This is a genomic window from Arthrobacter horti, assembly GCF_030731045.1.
Classification (GTDB): domain Bacteria; phylum Actinomycetota; class Actinomycetes; order Actinomycetales; family Micrococcaceae; genus Arthrobacter_E; species Arthrobacter_E nanjingensis.
The window spans coordinates 26,172-42,303 of sequence record NZ_JAVALS010000018.1 but is presented as its reverse complement, the minus strand read 5'-3'; the positions used below and the strand labels follow the sequence as shown (position 1 = coordinate 42,303).

General features: G+C 69.5%; 13 protein-coding genes and 3 tRNA genes. 10 read left to right on the top strand and 6 right to left on the bottom strand.

Translation table 11 applies throughout. From position 1 onward, the window contains the following. Nucleotides 1-249 precede the first annotated feature (249 nt). On the top strand, nt 250-1,398 hold the full coding sequence (locus tag Q9R02_RS15625; RefSeq protein WP_305997631.1) for a sulfite oxidase: 1,149 nt from the start codon (nt 250-252) through the stop codon (nt 1,396-1,398). Nucleotides 1,399-1,471: 73 nt separating this feature from the next. On the opposite strand, the gene Q9R02_RS15620 is transcribed toward Q9R02_RS15625, so the two are convergent. The 4 genes from Q9R02_RS15620 to Q9R02_RS15605 form a co-directional block, all read right to left on the bottom strand. After that, a complete protein-coding gene (locus Q9R02_RS15620) occupies nt 1,472-4,000 on the bottom strand; it encodes an ABC transporter permease (RefSeq protein ID WP_305997630.1) in 2,529 nt (842 codons plus the stop codon). Beyond that, entirely contained in the window at nt 4,000-4,776 is a 777-nt protein-coding gene (locus tag Q9R02_RS15615) for an ABC transporter ATP-binding protein (RefSeq protein WP_305997629.1), read from the bottom strand. Before Q9R02_RS15615 ends, Q9R02_RS15620 begins: the two co-directional genes overlap by 1 nt. 103 nt (nt 4,777-4,879) lie before the next feature. Beyond that, nucleotides 4,880-5,590 carry a response regulator gene (locus Q9R02_RS15610; protein WP_305997628.1) on the bottom strand — a complete coding sequence of 237 codons (711 nt, stop codon included), beginning with the start codon at nt 5,588-5,590 and terminating at the stop codon, nt 4,880-4,882. A gap of 4 nt (nt 5,591-5,594) precedes the next feature. Next, on the bottom strand, nt 5,595-6,818 hold the full coding sequence (locus Q9R02_RS15605; RefSeq protein WP_305997627.1) for a sensor histidine kinase: 1,224 nt from the start codon (nt 6,816-6,818) through the stop codon (nt 5,595-5,597). Nucleotides 6,819-6,958: 140 nt separating this feature from the next. Here Q9R02_RS15605 and Q9R02_RS15600 point away from each other — a divergent pair, with 140 nt between their 5' ends. The 9 genes from Q9R02_RS15600 to Q9R02_RS15560 all read left to right on the top strand — a co-directional run bounded on the left by Q9R02_RS15600 (nt 6,959) and on the right by Q9R02_RS15560 (nt 13,720). After that, on the top strand, nt 6,959-8,020 hold the full coding sequence (locus Q9R02_RS15600; protein WP_305997626.1) for a 3-isopropylmalate dehydrogenase: 1,062 nt from the start codon (nt 6,959-6,961) through the stop codon (nt 8,018-8,020). Nucleotides 8,021-8,107: 87 nt separating this feature from the next. Next, on the top strand, nt 8,108-9,220 hold the full coding sequence (locus Q9R02_RS15595) for a branched-chain amino acid aminotransferase (protein ID WP_305997625.1): 1,113 nt from the start codon (nt 8,108-8,110) through the stop codon (nt 9,218-9,220). Nucleotides 9,221-9,225: 5 nt separating this feature from the next. Beyond that, nucleotides 9,226-10,044: an MBL fold metallo-hydrolase gene (locus tag Q9R02_RS15590; protein WP_342006942.1), complete on the top strand. Its 819-nt coding sequence runs from the start codon at nt 9,226-9,228 to the stop codon at nt 10,042-10,044. A 5-nt stretch (nt 10,045-10,049) separates the two neighbouring features. Beyond that, entirely contained in the window at nt 10,050-10,826 is a 777-nt protein-coding gene (locus Q9R02_RS15585; protein WP_305997624.1) for a fumarylacetoacetate hydrolase family protein, read from the top strand. 81 nt (nt 10,827-10,907) lie between these two features. Continuing rightward, the gene (gltX, locus tag Q9R02_RS15580) at nt 10,908-12,425 is read left to right on the top strand and encodes a glutamate--tRNA ligase (RefSeq protein WP_305997623.1); all 1,518 of its coding nucleotides are present in this window, start codon (nt 10,908-10,910) and stop codon (nt 12,423-12,425) included. Nucleotides 12,426-12,434: 9 nt separating this feature from the next. Beyond that, nucleotides 12,435-13,250: an HAD family hydrolase gene (locus Q9R02_RS15575; protein WP_305997622.1), complete on the top strand. Its 816-nt coding sequence runs from the start codon at nt 12,435-12,437 to the stop codon at nt 13,248-13,250. Nucleotides 13,251-13,384: 134 nt separating this feature from the next. Next, nucleotides 13,385-13,456, top strand: a tRNA-Gln gene (locus tag Q9R02_RS15570). A gap of 38 nt (nt 13,457-13,494) precedes the next feature. Continuing rightward, nucleotides 13,495-13,567: transfer RNA gene (locus tag Q9R02_RS15565), tRNA-Glu, on the top strand. Nucleotides 13,568-13,644: 77 nt separating this feature from the next. Beyond that, nucleotides 13,645-13,720 (top strand) — tRNA-Glu (locus tag Q9R02_RS15560). A gap of 46 nt (nt 13,721-13,766) precedes the next feature. On the opposite strand, the gene Q9R02_RS15555 is transcribed toward Q9R02_RS15560, so the two are convergent. Continuing rightward, a complete protein-coding gene (locus Q9R02_RS15555; RefSeq protein WP_305997621.1) occupies nt 13,767-15,515 on the bottom strand; it encodes a DUF4434 domain-containing protein in 1,749 nt (582 codons plus the stop codon). Between the two features lie 67 nt (nt 15,516-15,582). Beyond that, a complete protein-coding gene (locus Q9R02_RS15550; RefSeq protein WP_305997620.1) occupies nt 15,583-16,122 on the bottom strand; it encodes a DUF1697 domain-containing protein in 540 nt (179 codons plus the stop codon). Between the last annotated feature and the right edge of the window lie 10 nt (nt 16,123-16,132).

Sequence of the window (16,132 nt, the reverse complement as noted above, 5' to 3'; positions counted from 1 at the left end):
AACTCGCCGAGACCGAACGGCTGTTGAACATCCGGCCCCGCAAAACCCTCCACTGGGACACCCCACGTGAAAGACTGACCCAACTGATCGACAGTGTTGCGCTAACCCCTTGAAACCGCCCCGATCTTTCCGGCATCAGCTGTTACTTCGCGAGGTCTTGACGCCGGACGGTGCCGGGTGTCTTCTGGACGGAGACGGCACGGCTGCGTGCCGTTCCCCGGGATGGCGACCAGGGAAGGCGGTCAGGCCATGACCACACAGTGGACCACGGTGTTCCCTGGTCTTCCGGAGAGACAGGACGAACCGGTCACCCATGCGGCACGCGGCTCCGGCGGACCCACAGATGGGCCCCTGACGGACGCGGAGCTGCAGCTTGCGGCCCGGAACCACGCCCTGCCGCTGGAGATCCTCCGGGAGGAGGTCACTCCGCCCGGGCTCCACTACCTCCTGATCCACTTCGACATCCCGGCGATCGATGCGGGTTCCTGGCGCCTGAGTGTCGCCGGGGCCGTGCAGCGGGAGCTCTCCTTCAGTCTTGAGGACCTCCGTGCCCGGCCGGCCGTGACCGTTCCCGTGACCCTCGAATGCGCGGGGAACGGCCGTTCGCTCCTCCGCCCCCGCCCGCTCAGCCAGCCCTGGGTCCTGGAAGCGGTGGGCACCGCCGGGTGGACCGGGACGCCGCTGGCGCCGATCCTCCGTGAGGCAGGGCTGCACGACGACGCCGTGGAGTTCGTCTTCACCGGCGCGGACCGGGGGATCCAGGGCGGGCGGGAGGAGGACTACGCCCGGAGCCTGACGCTGGAGGACATCGAGCGGCAGGGCGCTTTCCTGGCCTACGCCATGAACGGCGCGCCGCTGCCGCCACAGCACGGTTTCCCGGTGCGGCTCATGGTGCCCGGCTGGTACGGGATGACGAGTGTGAAGTGGCTGAGTTCCATCGAGGCCGTCACACGGCCGTTCGACGGGTACCAGCAGGCCGTCGCCTACCGCTACCTCCAGGACCCCCAGGAGCAGGGGACACCCGTCAACCGCATCCGCGTGCGGTCGCTCATGGTCCCGCCCGGGATCCCGGACTTCTTCACCCGGCGGCGGATCGTGGACTCCGGGACGGTCCGGCTGCAAGGGCGGGCTTGGTCCGGCCACGGCACCGTGGAGTCCGTGGAGATGGGCGTGGACGGGACGTGGTCCCCGGCCGAGCTCGAGCCTGCTTTGGGAGGGCACGCCTGGCGGGGCTGGTCTGTGAGCTGGGACGCCGAACCCGGCGACCATGAGCTGCGCTGCCGCGCCACGGACTCCACCGGAGCGGTCCAGCCGCTGGAGCCGGAGTGGAACCTCCAGGGCATGGGGAACAACGTGGCCCAGCGCGTGGAGGTCACGGTGCGCGCTCCCCGGGTGTGACCCGGCGGCCAACAAAAGTGCGACGACGGCGCGCCTCGCGTGAGGTGCGCCGTCGTCGGTCGAGGGGGCCGGCTCAGGTGGTGGCGAGGCCCTCCACCGGGGAGAGCCGGGCGGCCCGCCGGGCCGGCACGATCGACGCGAGCAGCGCGGCGACCACCGCCACCAGAAGGGTGCCCAGCAGGGCGGCCCACGGGGCATCGAACGGAACGGCTCCGAGCCCGCCGATGGCCGACTTGGCACCCAGCCATCCGAAGGCGGAGCCGAGCAGGACCCCGAGCAGCGCAGAGACACCCGCGATGAGCACGGCCTCCAGGGCCAGCATCAGCCGCAGCTGACGCCGCGTCAGGCCCAGCGCCCGCAGGAGCGAGTTCTCCCGGGTGCGCTCCAGCACGGACAGGCTCAGGGTGTTGGCCACGCCGATCAGTGCGATGAAGACCGCGACCGCCAGCAGGGCCGTGACCACCAGGAGCAGCACGTTGATGACCTCTTCGAAGGAGGCCCGCTCGATGGCGGCGCCGGAGATGTACGGCTGCGGCACGTTCAGGGCGGTCCCGAGAGCGTTGACCACGGTCCGGATGTCGGAGGGCTGGACCGTGTCGGCGAGCTTGACCCAGAGCTGGGTGCCGGTCTGGGGGAGGGCCCCGCCGTTGATGCTCCGGGCGTCGTCCTCGGTCATGACCGGGAGCATGGTCCAGGCGTTCGCCTGCACGGCCTGCAAAGTGATCGTGCCGCGGCTGCCCGTCACCGTGACGGGCCCGGCCGGATGGCTCTTGGGCACCACGATGGTGCCGTTGGCCAGGCGCAGGTTCTTGTCCGTCAGGACGTCATGTGCGGTGGCGGGGTCCAGGGCGTAGACCTCCTGCGTCCCTCCGCCCTGCTCCGCAGGGGCGGGGAGGGTACCCACGGTCCGCAGGAGTGCCGCGGAAGCGACGCCGTTCACGGAGTCGGCCGTCTGCACGGCGGTGGGGCCGAAGCCCTGGGGCGCCCCGGCGCTGGAGCCAGTGGTGTGCGGGGACAGGACCGTCACGTCCACCGGATAGTGCTCGGCCAGGCCGGAGCTGAGGGCGGCCTTGGCCGAACCGGCTCCCACCATCATCATGCTCACCAGGGTCACGCCGATCAGCAGGGCGGAGGCCGTGGCGGAGGTCCGGGCGGGGTTCCGTACGGCGTTCAGCGCGGCCAGACGGCCGGGGACCCCGGAGGCCCGGGCGAGGCGGCCGACGGCGCGGACGGCGCCCGGGATGAAGAGCCCGGCGCAGAACAGCACGCCGAGGAAGGTGAGGAGACCGCCGGGAAGGGCGACCAGGAGCTGGTTGAACCAGGCACCGCCCAGGAGAAGCGGAAGCCCCAGGAGCAGCAGGATGGCGCCGATCACCAGGCGGACCCGGCCCCGGCGGTTGCCGAGCGAGGCGTCGTCGGCGGGGCGCAGGGCGGCCAGGGGAGCCACGCGCGTCGCGCCGCGGGCTGGGAACAGCGCGGCCACCACGGTCATGACCATGCCGACCACGACGCCGGTCGCGAGGGCCACCGGATCCACGGCCAGGGTGGCGAAGGAACGGCTCGGATCGGTCTTGGCCAGGGCGATCAGGCCTGCCATGACGCCCACGCCGGCGAGCGCGCCGACGAGCGAGGACACCAGGCCGACGATCGCGGCTTCCGCCAGGACGGAGGAGCGGATCTGGGACCGGGTGGCGCCGATACAGCGCAGCAGCGCCAGCTCCCGGGTCCGCTGGGCGATGATGACGGAGAAGGTGTTGGCGACCACCAGGGCGGAGACGAACAGGGCGATCACGGCGAACGCCACGAGCACGATCGTGAGCTGGTCCTGGCCGCCGGTGAGGTGCTTGACCTGTTCCAGGGCGGCTTCCTGCGGCGTCCGTACCGAGCTCGCGACGGGCTGGGCGCCCATCGCGTGCTCGACGGCGGTGCGGACGGTCCCGGGGTCGGCTCCGGGGGAGAGCTTGAGCTGGAGCTGTGCCACCTTCGCGGGGCCGCCGGACAGCCGGTCCAGGACCTGCGTGGAGGTGACCAGCTGGGACATGCTGCCGCGGAGCGGGTCCGCAGTCGGTTCCAGGATGCCGGAGATCTTCAGGTCCTGCTGGCTGGAGGCGGTGTCCCCGCCCGGGTTCTGCACGGTGGCGGGCCGGATGCGCAGGACGTCCCCGATGCCGAGGTGGTACTGCTCCGCGGTGTGGGCGTCCACGGCGACGTCGCCCTCACGGCCCGGAAGGATGCCGCTGCGGGCGGTGGCCGGTTCGAGCTCTGCGGGCGCCGTGTTCTGGATGACGGCGCCGAACGAGCCGCCGTCGCGGGAATCCGCCACAGTCATCAGCGAGCTCTGCCCGTACACGGACGCGACCCCGGGAACGGTGCTGAGGGTCTTGAGGTCCTGGGCGGTGAAGGCGTCCCGCGAGTCCTGCGGGAAGACGATGAGGTCCGCGCGGTGGTAGCTCTCGCCGAGGCTGGCGGCGAGCGAGGCCTTGGTGCTGGAGGACACCAGGAGTGTGCTCACCAGGAAGGCGACGGCCAGCATGATGGCCAGTCCGACGGCGATGAAGCGGCGCGAATGGGCTTTCAGCTGGGACAGTGCGACGCGTAGCATCAGGCGCCCAGCTCGCTCATGGCGGCCAGGATGGTCTCCGCGGTGGGATTCTCAATCCCGCCCACGATCCGGCCGTCGCTCATGAGGATCACGCGGTCGGCGTAGCTGGCGGCCACGGGGTCGTGCGTGACCATGATGATGGTCTGGCCGAGCTCCTTGGTGCTGCGGCGCATCAGAGAGAGGACTTCAGCGCCGGAGCGCGAGTCGAGGTTGCCCGTGGGCTCGTCGCCGAAGAGCACCTGGGGCCGGGTCAGGAGGGCGCGTGCGACGGCGACGCGCTGCTGCTGGCCGCCGCTGAGCTCGTGCGGGCGGTGCTTGAGCCGGTCCTGCAGACCGAGCACGCCGACCACGAAGTCGAACCACTCGAGATCGGGCTTGCCGCCCGCGAGTTCGATCGGCAGGAGGATGTTCTGCTGGGCGGTGAGAGTGGGGACCAGGTTGAACGCCTGGAAGACGAAGCCGACGGTGTCACGGCGCAGGGTGGTGAGCTGGGTGTCGTTCAGCCCGGTGATCTCCGTGCTGCCGAGGTGAATGGTGCCGGAATCGGCGGTGTCCAGGCCGGCGAGCAGGTGCATGAGTGTGGACTTGCCGGAGCCGGACGGGCCCATGATCGCGGTGAAGCGCCCCTGTTCGACGTCGATGCTGACATCACGCAGGGCGGCGACGGCGGTCTCGCCCTTGCCGTAGTTCTTCACCAGATTGCGGGCGCTGACGGCGGCCGGACCGGACGTGGCGGGGGCCTCGGGAAGCGGCTGGAGTGGGAGTGAACTGGTCATGATTCCACGGTATGGCCGCACTGCAGGGTGGGGAATCGGACTTCAGGAGGCTCTTGGGCGGGAGGGCCTCATACCCAGGGCGGAGCTCAGGAGCCGCGGCAGGTCAGCCTCTGGGAACAACCACGCCGGTCTCGTACGCCATGACCACCAGCTGGACACGGTCCCGGGCGTGCATCTTGGCCAGGACGTGGCCCACGTGGGTCTTCACGGTGGCTTCGGAGACGAACAGCTTCTGGGCGATCTCCGGGTTCGAATCACCCTGAGCGATCATCTCGAAGACCTCGCGCTCGCGGGGGGTCAGGGAGCCCAGCTCCTGCAGGTGGGCTCCGTCGGCCTGCTGGCTGCTGCGGAGCATGGGCGCCACATGGTCCAGGAGACGCCGGGTGGTGGACGGGGCGATGACGGCGTCCCCGCGGTGCACGGTGCGGATGGCTTCCAGGAGTTCCTCGGGAGGCGCGTCCTTGAGGAGGAATCCGCTCGCCCCGGCCTGGATGGCGTCCAGGGCGTATTCATCCAGGTCGAAGGTGGTCAAGACCACCACTTTGAGCCCGGCCCGCTGGGAGCCTGTGGCGGCACGGGATGCGTCCTCCAGGAGCCTGCGGGTGGCTTCGATGCCGTCCATGCCGGGCATGCGTACGTCCATGAGGACCACGTCGGCGGTGGTGGCGGCCAGGGCCTGGAGCGCTTCGTGCCCGTTGGACGCCTCGGCCACCACGGCGAGGTCCGGCTGGGAGTTGATCAGCATCCCGAAGCCGGAGCGGACCAGCTGCTGGTCGTCCACCAGGGCGACGCGGATGGGGGTGCTCTCCTGCATGGATTCAGGCCTCCGAGTAGGGGATGTGTGCGTCCACGGCGAAGCCGCCGCCGGTGACGGGTCCTGCCGTGACCGTTCCATCGTAGAGCGCAACACGCTCGCGCATGCCGCGCAGTCCGTTGCCGCCGCCCGGGCCGGGCGGGTCGGCGGCGGCGCCCCGGCCGTCGTCGTGAATGTGGACGTCCAGGCCCTTGGCCGTCCACTCGAGGCGGGCGTCGACGACGGCGGCCGGGCCGGCGTGCTTGAGGCAGTTGGTGAGCGCCTCCTGGACCAGACGGTAGACGGTGAGGCCGGCGCCGGCGGGCAGTTCATGCCTCGGTTCACCCTCCTGACGGAGAGCCACGGTGAGGCCGTTGGCGCGGATGCCGGCAAGCAACGAGGGCACGTCCTCCACCCCGGGCTGGGGCCGGTATTCGGTGTTCCCCTCCTGCCGCAGCACACCCAGCAGGCGGCGCATCTCGGCGAGTGAGGACCGTCCGGTCCGGGCGATGGTCTCCAGGGCCTGGCGGCCCATCTCCGGGTCCGCCACCGAGGCGTAGCGGCCGCCGTCCGCCTGGGTGATGATGACCGAGAGGGAATGGGCCACGATGTCGTGCATCTCGCGGGCGATATGGGCGCGCTCGTCGGCGGCGGCCAGGGCGCGTTCCTGCCGGTTCTCCACCTCGAGCCTGCGGGCGCGGTCCTCGATGGCCTGGAAGCGGAGGCGGCGGGCCCGGGTCAGGGCGCCGAGGGTCCAGGCGAAGAACACCATGAGCCAGCATGGAATCGCTGTTGCGGCCATGAGGAGCAATTCCTGAGGAAACCCGTAGTGAGGTCCTTGTACGAGGATCCGGCCCGACAGAAGAAAGCCGCCGAGAATACCGAGGATCAGCGCCCACCGGCCGTCTGCGCGCTTGCCGTAGGCAGCGGCGGCATAGACGATGAACGGTACCGCGATGATCCCTGCGACGATCTCCGCTATGGGAAGGCTCAGGACGGACAACACCGCAAGCATCCACATCGCGAGGCGGGGCCGGGTGCGGCGCCAGGCGAAGGTGAGGAGCATGGGAACGCTCAACAGGGCGGCCTGGGCCCGGTCTCCCCACTGGGGGTCATGATCGGCCCAGCTGGGAATCAGCGTGGCTGCGTAGATGATGCTCACCAGCCCTGTGCTCAGAAGGGCGACGATGAGGTCCACGGTGAACGGCCGCCGGTGGGCCCAGGTGCTGATGCGCTGCCAGAATTCCATCGTTGTGAGCTTAAGGTGGCCGGCCCGCCGTCGTCCTCAACCTGCGGTCTGATCCTCCCTGCCTTCTCTCAACTGCAGGGATGGTGACCACGATGTGAGACGCGTTGCCCATATTCTGGATGCGCTGGCACAGTGGAGGCATGAGCGTGAGCAGCATCGATCTGGCAGTCATCCCCGGCGACGGCATCGGCCCCGAAGTCACGGCCGAGGCACTCAAGGTGCTCACGGCCGCCGTCGAGCATGACGGCGTCGAGGTCAACCCGACCCACTACGCCCTGGGCGCACAGCACTGGCTGGAGACCGGTGAGACCCTGCCGGCCGCGGTGCTGGAGGACCTGAAGACCCGTGACGCCATCCTGTTCGGCGCCATCGGCGCGGCCCCCGGTGACACCCGGATCCCGTCCGGACTGATCGAACGCGAGCTGCTGCTCAAGCTGCGCTTCTCCTTGGACCACTACGTGAACCTGCGTCCCTCCCGCCTGTACGGCACGGTGGGCAGCCCCTTGGCGAACCCGGGGGAGATCGACTTCGTGGTGGTCCGCGAAGGCACCGAAGGCCCCTATGTGGGCAACGGCGGCAGCCTCCGCGCGGGCACCCCCCACGAGGTGGCCACCGAGGTCTCCCTGAACACAGCCCACGGTGTGGAGCGCGTGGTCCGGGACGCCTTCCGGCGCGCCTCCGAGCGCCCCCGCAAGAAGGTCACGCTGGTGCACAAGCACAATGTCCTGGTCTTCGCCGGGCACCTGTGGAAGCGCACCGTCGAGGCCGTGGCCCAGGAATTCCCCGAGGTCACGCACGACTACCTGCACATCGACGCGGCCACCATCTTCATGGTCACGGACCCCTCCCGCTTCGATGTGATCGTCACGGACAACCTCTTCGGTGACATCCTCACCGACCTCGCCGCTGCCGTCACGGGTGGCATCGGCCTGGCGGCGTCCGGGAACATCAACATGGACCGCACCGCACCGTCCATGTTCGAACCCGTGCACGGTTCGGCGCCCGACATCGCCGGCCAGCAGAAGGCGGACCCCACGGCGGCCATCCTCTCCGCCGCGCTCCTGCTCGATCACCTGGGCCACCACCAGGCGGCCCGACGCATCGAGACGGCGGTGTCGGCCGACGTCGAGTCCCGGACGGGTGCCGCGCGCACCACGGCCGAGATCGGCGAGGCCATCACCCGGGCCGTCCGCGAAGCGTAAGCTACAAGGACAACTCACCAGCCGTCGTCGGCGGCCCTCTCAGCGATGAGCAGGCGGCCGGTCCCGACGGCATCTTTTGGAGGAACCATGACTGAGACGGCACAGGACGTCACCTTCACCATCCAGCGCTCGGAGACCCCGAAGACCGCTGAGGAACGCGCCGCGATTCTGGAGAACCCGGGCTTCGGCAACTACTTCACCGACCACACCGCCGTCGTCGACTACACCGTCGGCGAGGACGGCAAGGGCACCTGGCATGACGCCCGCGTGGAGCCCTACGGTCCCATCAGCCTGGATCCCGCCGCCGGCGTCCTGCACTACGGCCAGGAGATCTTCGAGGGGCTGAAGGCCTACCGTCACGCCGACGGTTCCGTCTGGACCTTCCGCCCCGACGCCAACGCCCGGCGCCTGAACAAGTCCGCGGCACGCCTGGCGCTCCCTCAGCTGCCCGAAGAGATCTTCGTCGAGGCCATCAAGCGACTGGTGTCCGAGGACGCTCAGTGGGTGCCCTCCGGCGACGGTGAGGCGCTCTACCTGCGTCCGTTCATGATCGCCACGGAGGCGTTCCTGGGCGTCCGCCCGGCCCAGGAGGTCTCCTTCCGCGTCATCGCCTCCCCGGCCGGCAACTACTTCGGCGGTGAGCTGAAGCCCGTCTCCATCTGGATCTCCCGCCAGTACGCCCGCGCGGGCCGCGGCGGCACGGGCGCCGCCAAGTGCGGCGGCAACTACGCGGCGTCCCTCATCGCGCAGATGGAAGCCGAGGCCAACGGCTGCAAGCAGGTCCTCTTCCTGGACCCGTTCAACGACAACGCCGTGGAAGAGCTCGGCGGCATGAACGTGTTCTTCGTCTTCAAGGACGGCTCGCTGGCCACCCCGGCCCTTTCCGGCACCATCCTGGAGGGCGTGACCCGCTCCTCCATCATCACCGTGGCCCGCGAGATGGGCCGCGAGGTGACCGAGCGGAAGATCACCCTGGACGAGTGGCGCGACGGCGTGGCCTCCGGTGAGATCGCCGAGGTCTTCGCCTGCGGCACCGCCGCCGTCATCACCCCGATCGGTCTGCTCAAGGACGAGACGGAGCACATCGGCAGCGAGGACGCCAAGGCCGGTGAGGTCACCATGGCCATCCGCGAACGTCTGCTCGGCATCCAGACCGGCGCCGTCGAGGACACCCACGGCTGGCTGACCCGCCTGGCCTGAGTCCGTTGCCTTCCGACGACGGGCTGCGCACCCCCGGCCACCTGATGCAGGTGGCTCCGGGGGTGCGCCTCGTTCTGGCCCCGAATCCGGGCCCCATGAGCCTGGACGGCACCCAGAGCTACGTGCTGGGGCCGGACGGCGACTGCGTGGTGGTGGACCCGGGCCCGGAGGATGAGGCGCATCTGAGACTTCTGGCCGGCACACGGCCCCGCCTGATCCTGGTGACCCACCGGCACGCCGACCACACTGCCGGTGTGGACCGGCTCCACGCCCTCACGGGTGCGCCCGTGCAGGCCGCCTCGGCCAGGTTCTGCCGCGCCGCGGAGCCCCTGCACGACGGGCAAGCCGTGACCGCGGGGGAGGGCAGGCTGACCGTCCTGGCCACGCCGGGCCACACCTCCGATTCGCTCAGCTTCCACTGGGAGACGGAGCAAGAGTCCTGGCTGCTCAGCGGGGACACGATCCTGGGCACCGGCACCACCATGATCGACCACCCGGACGGAACGCTCGGCGACTATCTGCGCAGTCTCGAGCGCCTCGCCGCCCTGGCGGAGACGGCCAAGGGGACCCGGGTGCTGCCCGCCCACGGTGGGCTGGGACGCGAGCTGGCCGACGTCGTGCATGAGTACCGCGACCACCGCCTGGCGCGCCTCGCGGAAGTGCGCGCCGCCGTGGCACAGCTGGGCGACGACGCCGGTGCGGTCACCGCCCTGGTGTACTCGGACGTGCCGCCGGGCGTCCTGCCCGCCGCGCGGCTGAGCATCGAGGCACAGCTGCGCTATTTGCGGGAGAACTCGCTTGAGGCCACAGACTCACTAGACTGACACCCATGCGTATCGCCCGTTTCGTCGTTGACTCTGAACCCCTGTACGGCATCGTGGACGGACCTGCCGGGTCCGAGACCGTCACCGTGATCCACGGCGACCCCTTCTTCAACGGGGTGGAGCGCACCGGCGCTGTGCACCCGCTCTCCGACGTCCGCCTCGTGGCCCCGATCATCCCCCGCAGCAAAGTGGTGGGCGTGGGCCGCAACTACGCCGAGCACGCCGCTGAACTGGGCAATGAGGTGCCGGACGAGCCGCTGCTCTTCCTCAAACCCAACACCTCGGTCATCGGCCCGGGCGAGCCGATCTTCCTGCCGGAGTTCAGCGACGAGGTTTCCTACGAAGGCGAGCTCGCCGTGGTGATCGGCCGGATCTGCAAGGACGTCCCCGCCGAGCGCGCCGAGGAGGTCATCTTCGGCTACACCTGCGCCAACGACCTCACCGCCCGCGATGTTCAGCGCCGCGAGAAGCAGTGGGCCCGGGCCAAGGGATTCGACGGCTCCGCCCCGCTCGGCCCGTGGATCCAGACCGAACTGGACACTGAGACGCTGTCCCTGCGCACCACCGTCAACGGTGAGCTGAAGCAGGACGGTGACACCGCGGACATGATCTGGGGCGTCAAGGAGCTGGTGGCCGAGGTGTCCCGTGCCTTCACCCTGCTCCCGGGCGACGTGATCCTCACCGGCACCCCGGCCGGCGTCGGGCTCCTGAACGAAGGCGACCGCGTCTCCGTGGAGATCGAAGGCATCGGCACACTCAGCAACCCGGTGGTCCGCCGCTAGACACCGTCGCGGAACAGTGATCAGGAGCGCCCCGGCATCGAGTCGGGGCGCTCCCGCCGTAGAGGTAAAATCGGAACCACTATGACTACCGCTGATCTCCTTGGTTCCGATATCCCCAGCGTCGATGAGAACACCCCCGTCCGGGTGCGCTTCTGCCCCTCTCCCACGGGCACCCCGCACGTCGGCCTGATCCGCACCGCCCTGTTCAACTGGGCCTACGCCCGCCACACCGGCGGCAAGATGATCTTCCGCATCGAGGACACGGACCAGCAGCGGGATTCCGAGGAGAGCTACCAGCAGCTCCTGGAGGCCCTGGCCTGGCTCGGCATCACCTGGGACGAAGGCGTGGTCACGGGCGGCCCGCACGAGCCGTACCGCCAGTCCCAGCGCGGCGACATCTACCAGGACGTCATCGGCAAGCTCGTGGCCGGCGGCCACGTCTACGAGTCCTACTCCACCCCGGAGGAGATCGAGGCCCGCCACCGCGCCGCGGACCGCGACCCCAAGCTCGGCTACGACGGCTTCGACCGCGAGCTCTCCGAGGAGCAGGTTGCCGCGTTCAAGGCGGAGGGCCGCGAGCCCGTGCTCCGCCTGCGCATGCCGGACGAGGACCTGACCTTCAACGACCTGGTCCGCGGCGAGATCACCTTCAAGGCCGGCTCCGTGCCGGACTTCGTGGTGGTCCGCGCCAACGGCCAGCCGCTCTACACCCTGGTCAACCCGGTGGACGACGCGCTCATGGGCGTGACTCACGTGCTCCGCGGCGAGGACCTGCTCTCCTCCACCCCGCGCCAGATTGCGCTCTACCGCGCCCTGCACGCCATCGGCGTCGCGCAGTACATGCCGCTCTTCGGCCACCTCCCGTATGTCATGGGTGAGGGCAACAAGAAGCTCTCCAAGCGTGACCCGCAGTCCAATCTGTTCCTGCAGCGGGACAAGGGCTTCATCCCTGAGGGCCTGCTGAACTACCTGGCCCTGCTGGGCTGGTCCCTCTCCGCGGATGAGGACATCTTCACGGTGGAGCAGCTCGTGGCCAACTTCGACATCCACGACGTCCTGGCCAATCCTGCCCGCTTCGACCAGAAGAAGGCGGACGCCATCAACGGCACCCACATCCGCCTCCTCGACGGCGCCGACTTCCGGGATCGCCTGGTGCCGTACCTGCAGGCCGCCGGCCTGGTGGGGGAGACCCTGACCGCCCGCGAGGAGGAGATCCTCACCGAAGCCGCACCGCTGGTGCAGGAGCGCATCACGCTGCTCGGCGAGGCCCCGGAGATGCTCGCCTTCCTGTTCAAGGCCGACGACGCGATCGACGTCGCGGACGACGCCCTGAAGGGCCTGCCGGAGAACGCCGGGGAGGCCCTGGACGCCGCCGTCGCCTCCCTCGACGCCCTGCCCGAGTGGAACGCCGAGAGCATCCAGGAGGCCCTCCGCGGCGCCCTGGTGGACGGCCTGGGCCTCAAGCCCCGCCTGGCTTTCGGCCCGGTCCGCACCGGCATCTCCGGCCGCCGGATCTCGCCGCCGCTGTTCGAGTCGATGGTGATCCTGGGCAAGGAGTCCTCCCTGGCCCGTCTCCGCGCCTTCCGCGCCACCCGCTGAGGCAGGCCGATGACTGCCACGGGAGTCCTGTTCGACATCGACGACACCCTGGTGGATCTGGCCACAGCCATGACCGACGCCCTGGGCGGCAGCCTCACCGAGGTCCTGCCGCCCGGGGCGTCGGCGTTGCTGGGGCTGGGTTCCGGGATCCCGTCAATGGACGACGACGGCGAGGCGCGGCGCCGCTGGCTGGCGTTCAGCGAGCACTTCGTCCCTGACGTCTCGGGAACCTACGACGACTACCTCGCCGGCCGCCTGAGCTTCGAAGAGATGCGCATCCTGCGCCTGCACCGGGCGGCAGCCTTGCTGGGTGTGACGGTGCCCGACGACGTCGCGCACCGCTGGGTGGAGCGTTTCGCCGAGCTCGCGCAGACCGGCGTCAGGCCGTTCCCGGATGTGGTCCAGGTGCTGGATCTGCTGGACGCGCATGGTATCCCGTATGGCGCGGTGAGTAACAACGTGGAGGACTTCCAGCGGGCCAAGCTGGGCCACGCCGGGCTGTCACGCATCTCCGTGGTGGTGGGCACCGACACCATGGGGGTCACCAAGCCGGACCCGGCGATCTTCCGCGAGGGTGTGCGCCAGCTTGGCGTCGCCGTCGCGGACTGCTGGTACGTGGGCGACAACCCGGTGGTGGACCACGACGGCGCGGTGGCCGCTGGTCTGCGGGGCGTGTACCTGGACCGCGGGGTCATGGGGAGCGGCAGTTCGGGGAACTCTCCGGTTCCCGTTCCGGCGCGGAATCCCGGGGAGAGGCTGACCATCCACGGCCTGGAGGAACTGCCGCTGCTCCTGGGCCTGGCGGCATCCGTGGAATCGGTCTGAACGGTCCGAAAGGACCGGTGAAGCACGGCATGAAGCCCCGATTTGTTTCCGGGGCGCGGAACGGGTAAAGTAATTTCTCGTGCTGAGGGGCACGGTGAACCGCGAGGGGAGCCGATGAAGTCCCGAAATGCCGATGGGATATGGTGTAATTGGCAACACTACGGTTTCTGGTACCGTCATTCTAGGTTCGAGTCCTGGTATCCCAGCGCAATGACCCTCGCGGGTCAACGCAGGAAAGTGCTTTGGCCCCATCGTATAGCGGCCTAGTACGCCGCCCTCTCACGGCGGTAACGCGGGTTCGAATCCCGCTGGGGTCACGAAGTCCGCAAGGGCTTTCACGATGCGCGCAGGCGTGTCACACGGGTGCTGCCGGTTTCCGGCGAGCATGTACTTCGGCCCCATCGTATAGCGGCCTAGTACGCCGCCCTCTCACGGCGGTAACGCGGGTTCGAATCCCGCTGGGGTCACCAATGAAATCCTCGGTCCAAGGGACCGGGGATTTTCTGTTTTCCGGCGTCACTCCCACGCGGTGGAGGCGTACGGCGCGCGGTTCCTGCGGCCGTCCGGCGCCGTGACCGTCAGGGTGAGGATGCCGCTCGCGTAGCCCTGGGGGAGGCCGAGGTCCTGGACCACGGCGCGTTCCAGTCGTGGCTCGGTTCCGGCCGACCTCCCGTAGCCGCCATCCCAGCCGCTGAAGAGCGCCGAGGCGCCGGAGGAGTGCCCGCCGTCGGCCGTGAGCGATACGGTGAGCCGTCCTCCCCGTAGGTTGTAGCCGTACACGGCCAATCCGGTCCCGGTGCTCTGCCAGCCGAGGATGAGAGGCCGTCCACGGTCCGCCACGAGCTCCTGCGCAAGCGAGGTCCCACCCGGAGTGCACGTGAAGTTGGGGCTCCACCGGTAGCTGATCACCTTGCGGACGGCCGGGTTCAGCTGCTGGAGCTGACGGGCCAGCCGGTCCAGGGTGGTCCGGCCCCTGAGAGCGTCGCCGGCACAGCGGTTGTCCGGGGTGACAGTGGGCGTCATGGCCTCGATATTGGCCCATTGCTCCACTCCCGTACCGCGGAGTCCTTCGGTGATGGCGCGGTGAAAGGCCGACAGGGGTGCGGGGTACTCGGCATCCCACGCAATCTCCCCATGGGCCGCCGCCGCGTACTTCTCGAGCTCCTGCGAGGCTTCGGTGACCTCGTAGGCGCCCATCTTCCCCGTTCCGAAGCCGTCCTGCGGTGCCATCTTCAGGGCGACGCCCTGGGCGGTGTCCGCGAGTCGCCGGACTCCGGCCCGCACCCCGTCCGGGGTGTCGTGATGGGGAATCGTGAGTCGCGAGTCGAGATAGGGGCTCACCAGCACCGTGGCGCCGGGGGAGGCGTGGTCCACGGCGGCGTTGACCAGTGAGTACAGCTCGAGTACGGGAGCGAGGTCCGGCCGGGCGCTGATCGAGGTTTCGAAGCTCTGGTAGTACCCGGCCAGTGCGCTGGGTCTGCGCTGCTGCTGGGCGTGCAGATAGCGGGTGAGGAACTGTCCGAAGGCCGGCTTGTAACTGACATCGGGCAGCCACGGGTGCTTCGGATCTCCCACCGGTTGCGGGAGCCCGGCGAAGACCTTCATGCCGTGGGCGTTCGCCTGGTCCAGGAAGTCCTGGCCGTCCTTCCGTCCGGTGGGCGCGCTGTTCGCCACCACCACGAGGTCGTAGCCCGTGGCCGGGTCATCGCATCCGGCGCCTCCGGCCGGCAGGAACAGGAGCGTGTAGCTCTTCCCGCCGGAGAGGACGTCCCGGTCCAGGGTGCAGGCGCGAAGTCCGCCACTCGTCGCCGGCCCGGACCAGTCGGTGCCGTCGGTGTAGGTGAGCGTCCTCTGGATCGAAATGCCCGGGAAGGACGCGGACAGGCAGGGCTGACGGTCGACGAGGCACGCCGCGAAGAGATGCTCCCGGTCATTCCGGGACAGGTCTTCCGCCGGCCGGACCGGGTGCCCGAACGTCACCACGGTGTCTGCACCGAGCGACTTCATGCCCTGGAGGGCCTGGCCGTTTCGTCCCGGATCGTCCGTGGGCGTGTAAAAGTAGCCGCTGATGGGGCTTGCGTCCGTGACCGCCTGGGCCGGGCCGGTCCACGGCGCCTCGGACGCTGCGGAGGAGGAAGGGCCGCCAGGCACCGGCCGGGCCACGCTCTGTGAGCCACCAAGGCGCACGAGGAAGGCGCCGATGATGAAGGCCGTCACCAGTAGCGCGCTGCCGGCCGCGATCAGGAGTTTGGTCTTTCCTCGCATGGTCAGACTCTAGCGAAGACGTCGGCCCAGCTCAGTGGCCTGCATCTGGTCCGGCGGGTCGCCGCCGTCAGCCCAGTGCCGCCTGGACCTTGAGCAGCGTACGGAGGTTGCGGGTGGTGGTGAAGGGCTTGTAGCGCGCCTTCATCATGAGCTTGGAGACTGGCGCCTCGGTACTGGAGCCCACGGCGACCTGCGTGCCGATGGCGGTCGGGCTCAGGCGCACGACGCCGGAGGCGCCCTGGGCGGAGGCCTCCGCCACGAGTGCGTCCAGGACGTCCGGATCGCTCGCCAGCGTCACGTACGAGTGCATGGCGGGGTCGTCGGCAGGGTAGGGGGTGGCGTCCACGACGTGGTCGATCTCCTGGGGCGAGGTCACGATGACCCAGGCGTCGTAGCCGAAACGCTCCCGCAGGAGCGCTTCGCAGCGCGCTTTGACCTCCAGGGCCGTCTGAGGGCTGGAGAGGACCACGTTGCCCGTGGCCAGGAGGGTCTTCACGCCCTCGAACGGCGGCTGCGTCAGGCACTCCTTCAGTTCAGCCATCTTGAGGTTGATGCCGTTGACGTTGATGCCGCGCAGGAATACGGCGTAGGAAGACGGTGCGGTCATGGTCCTGAGG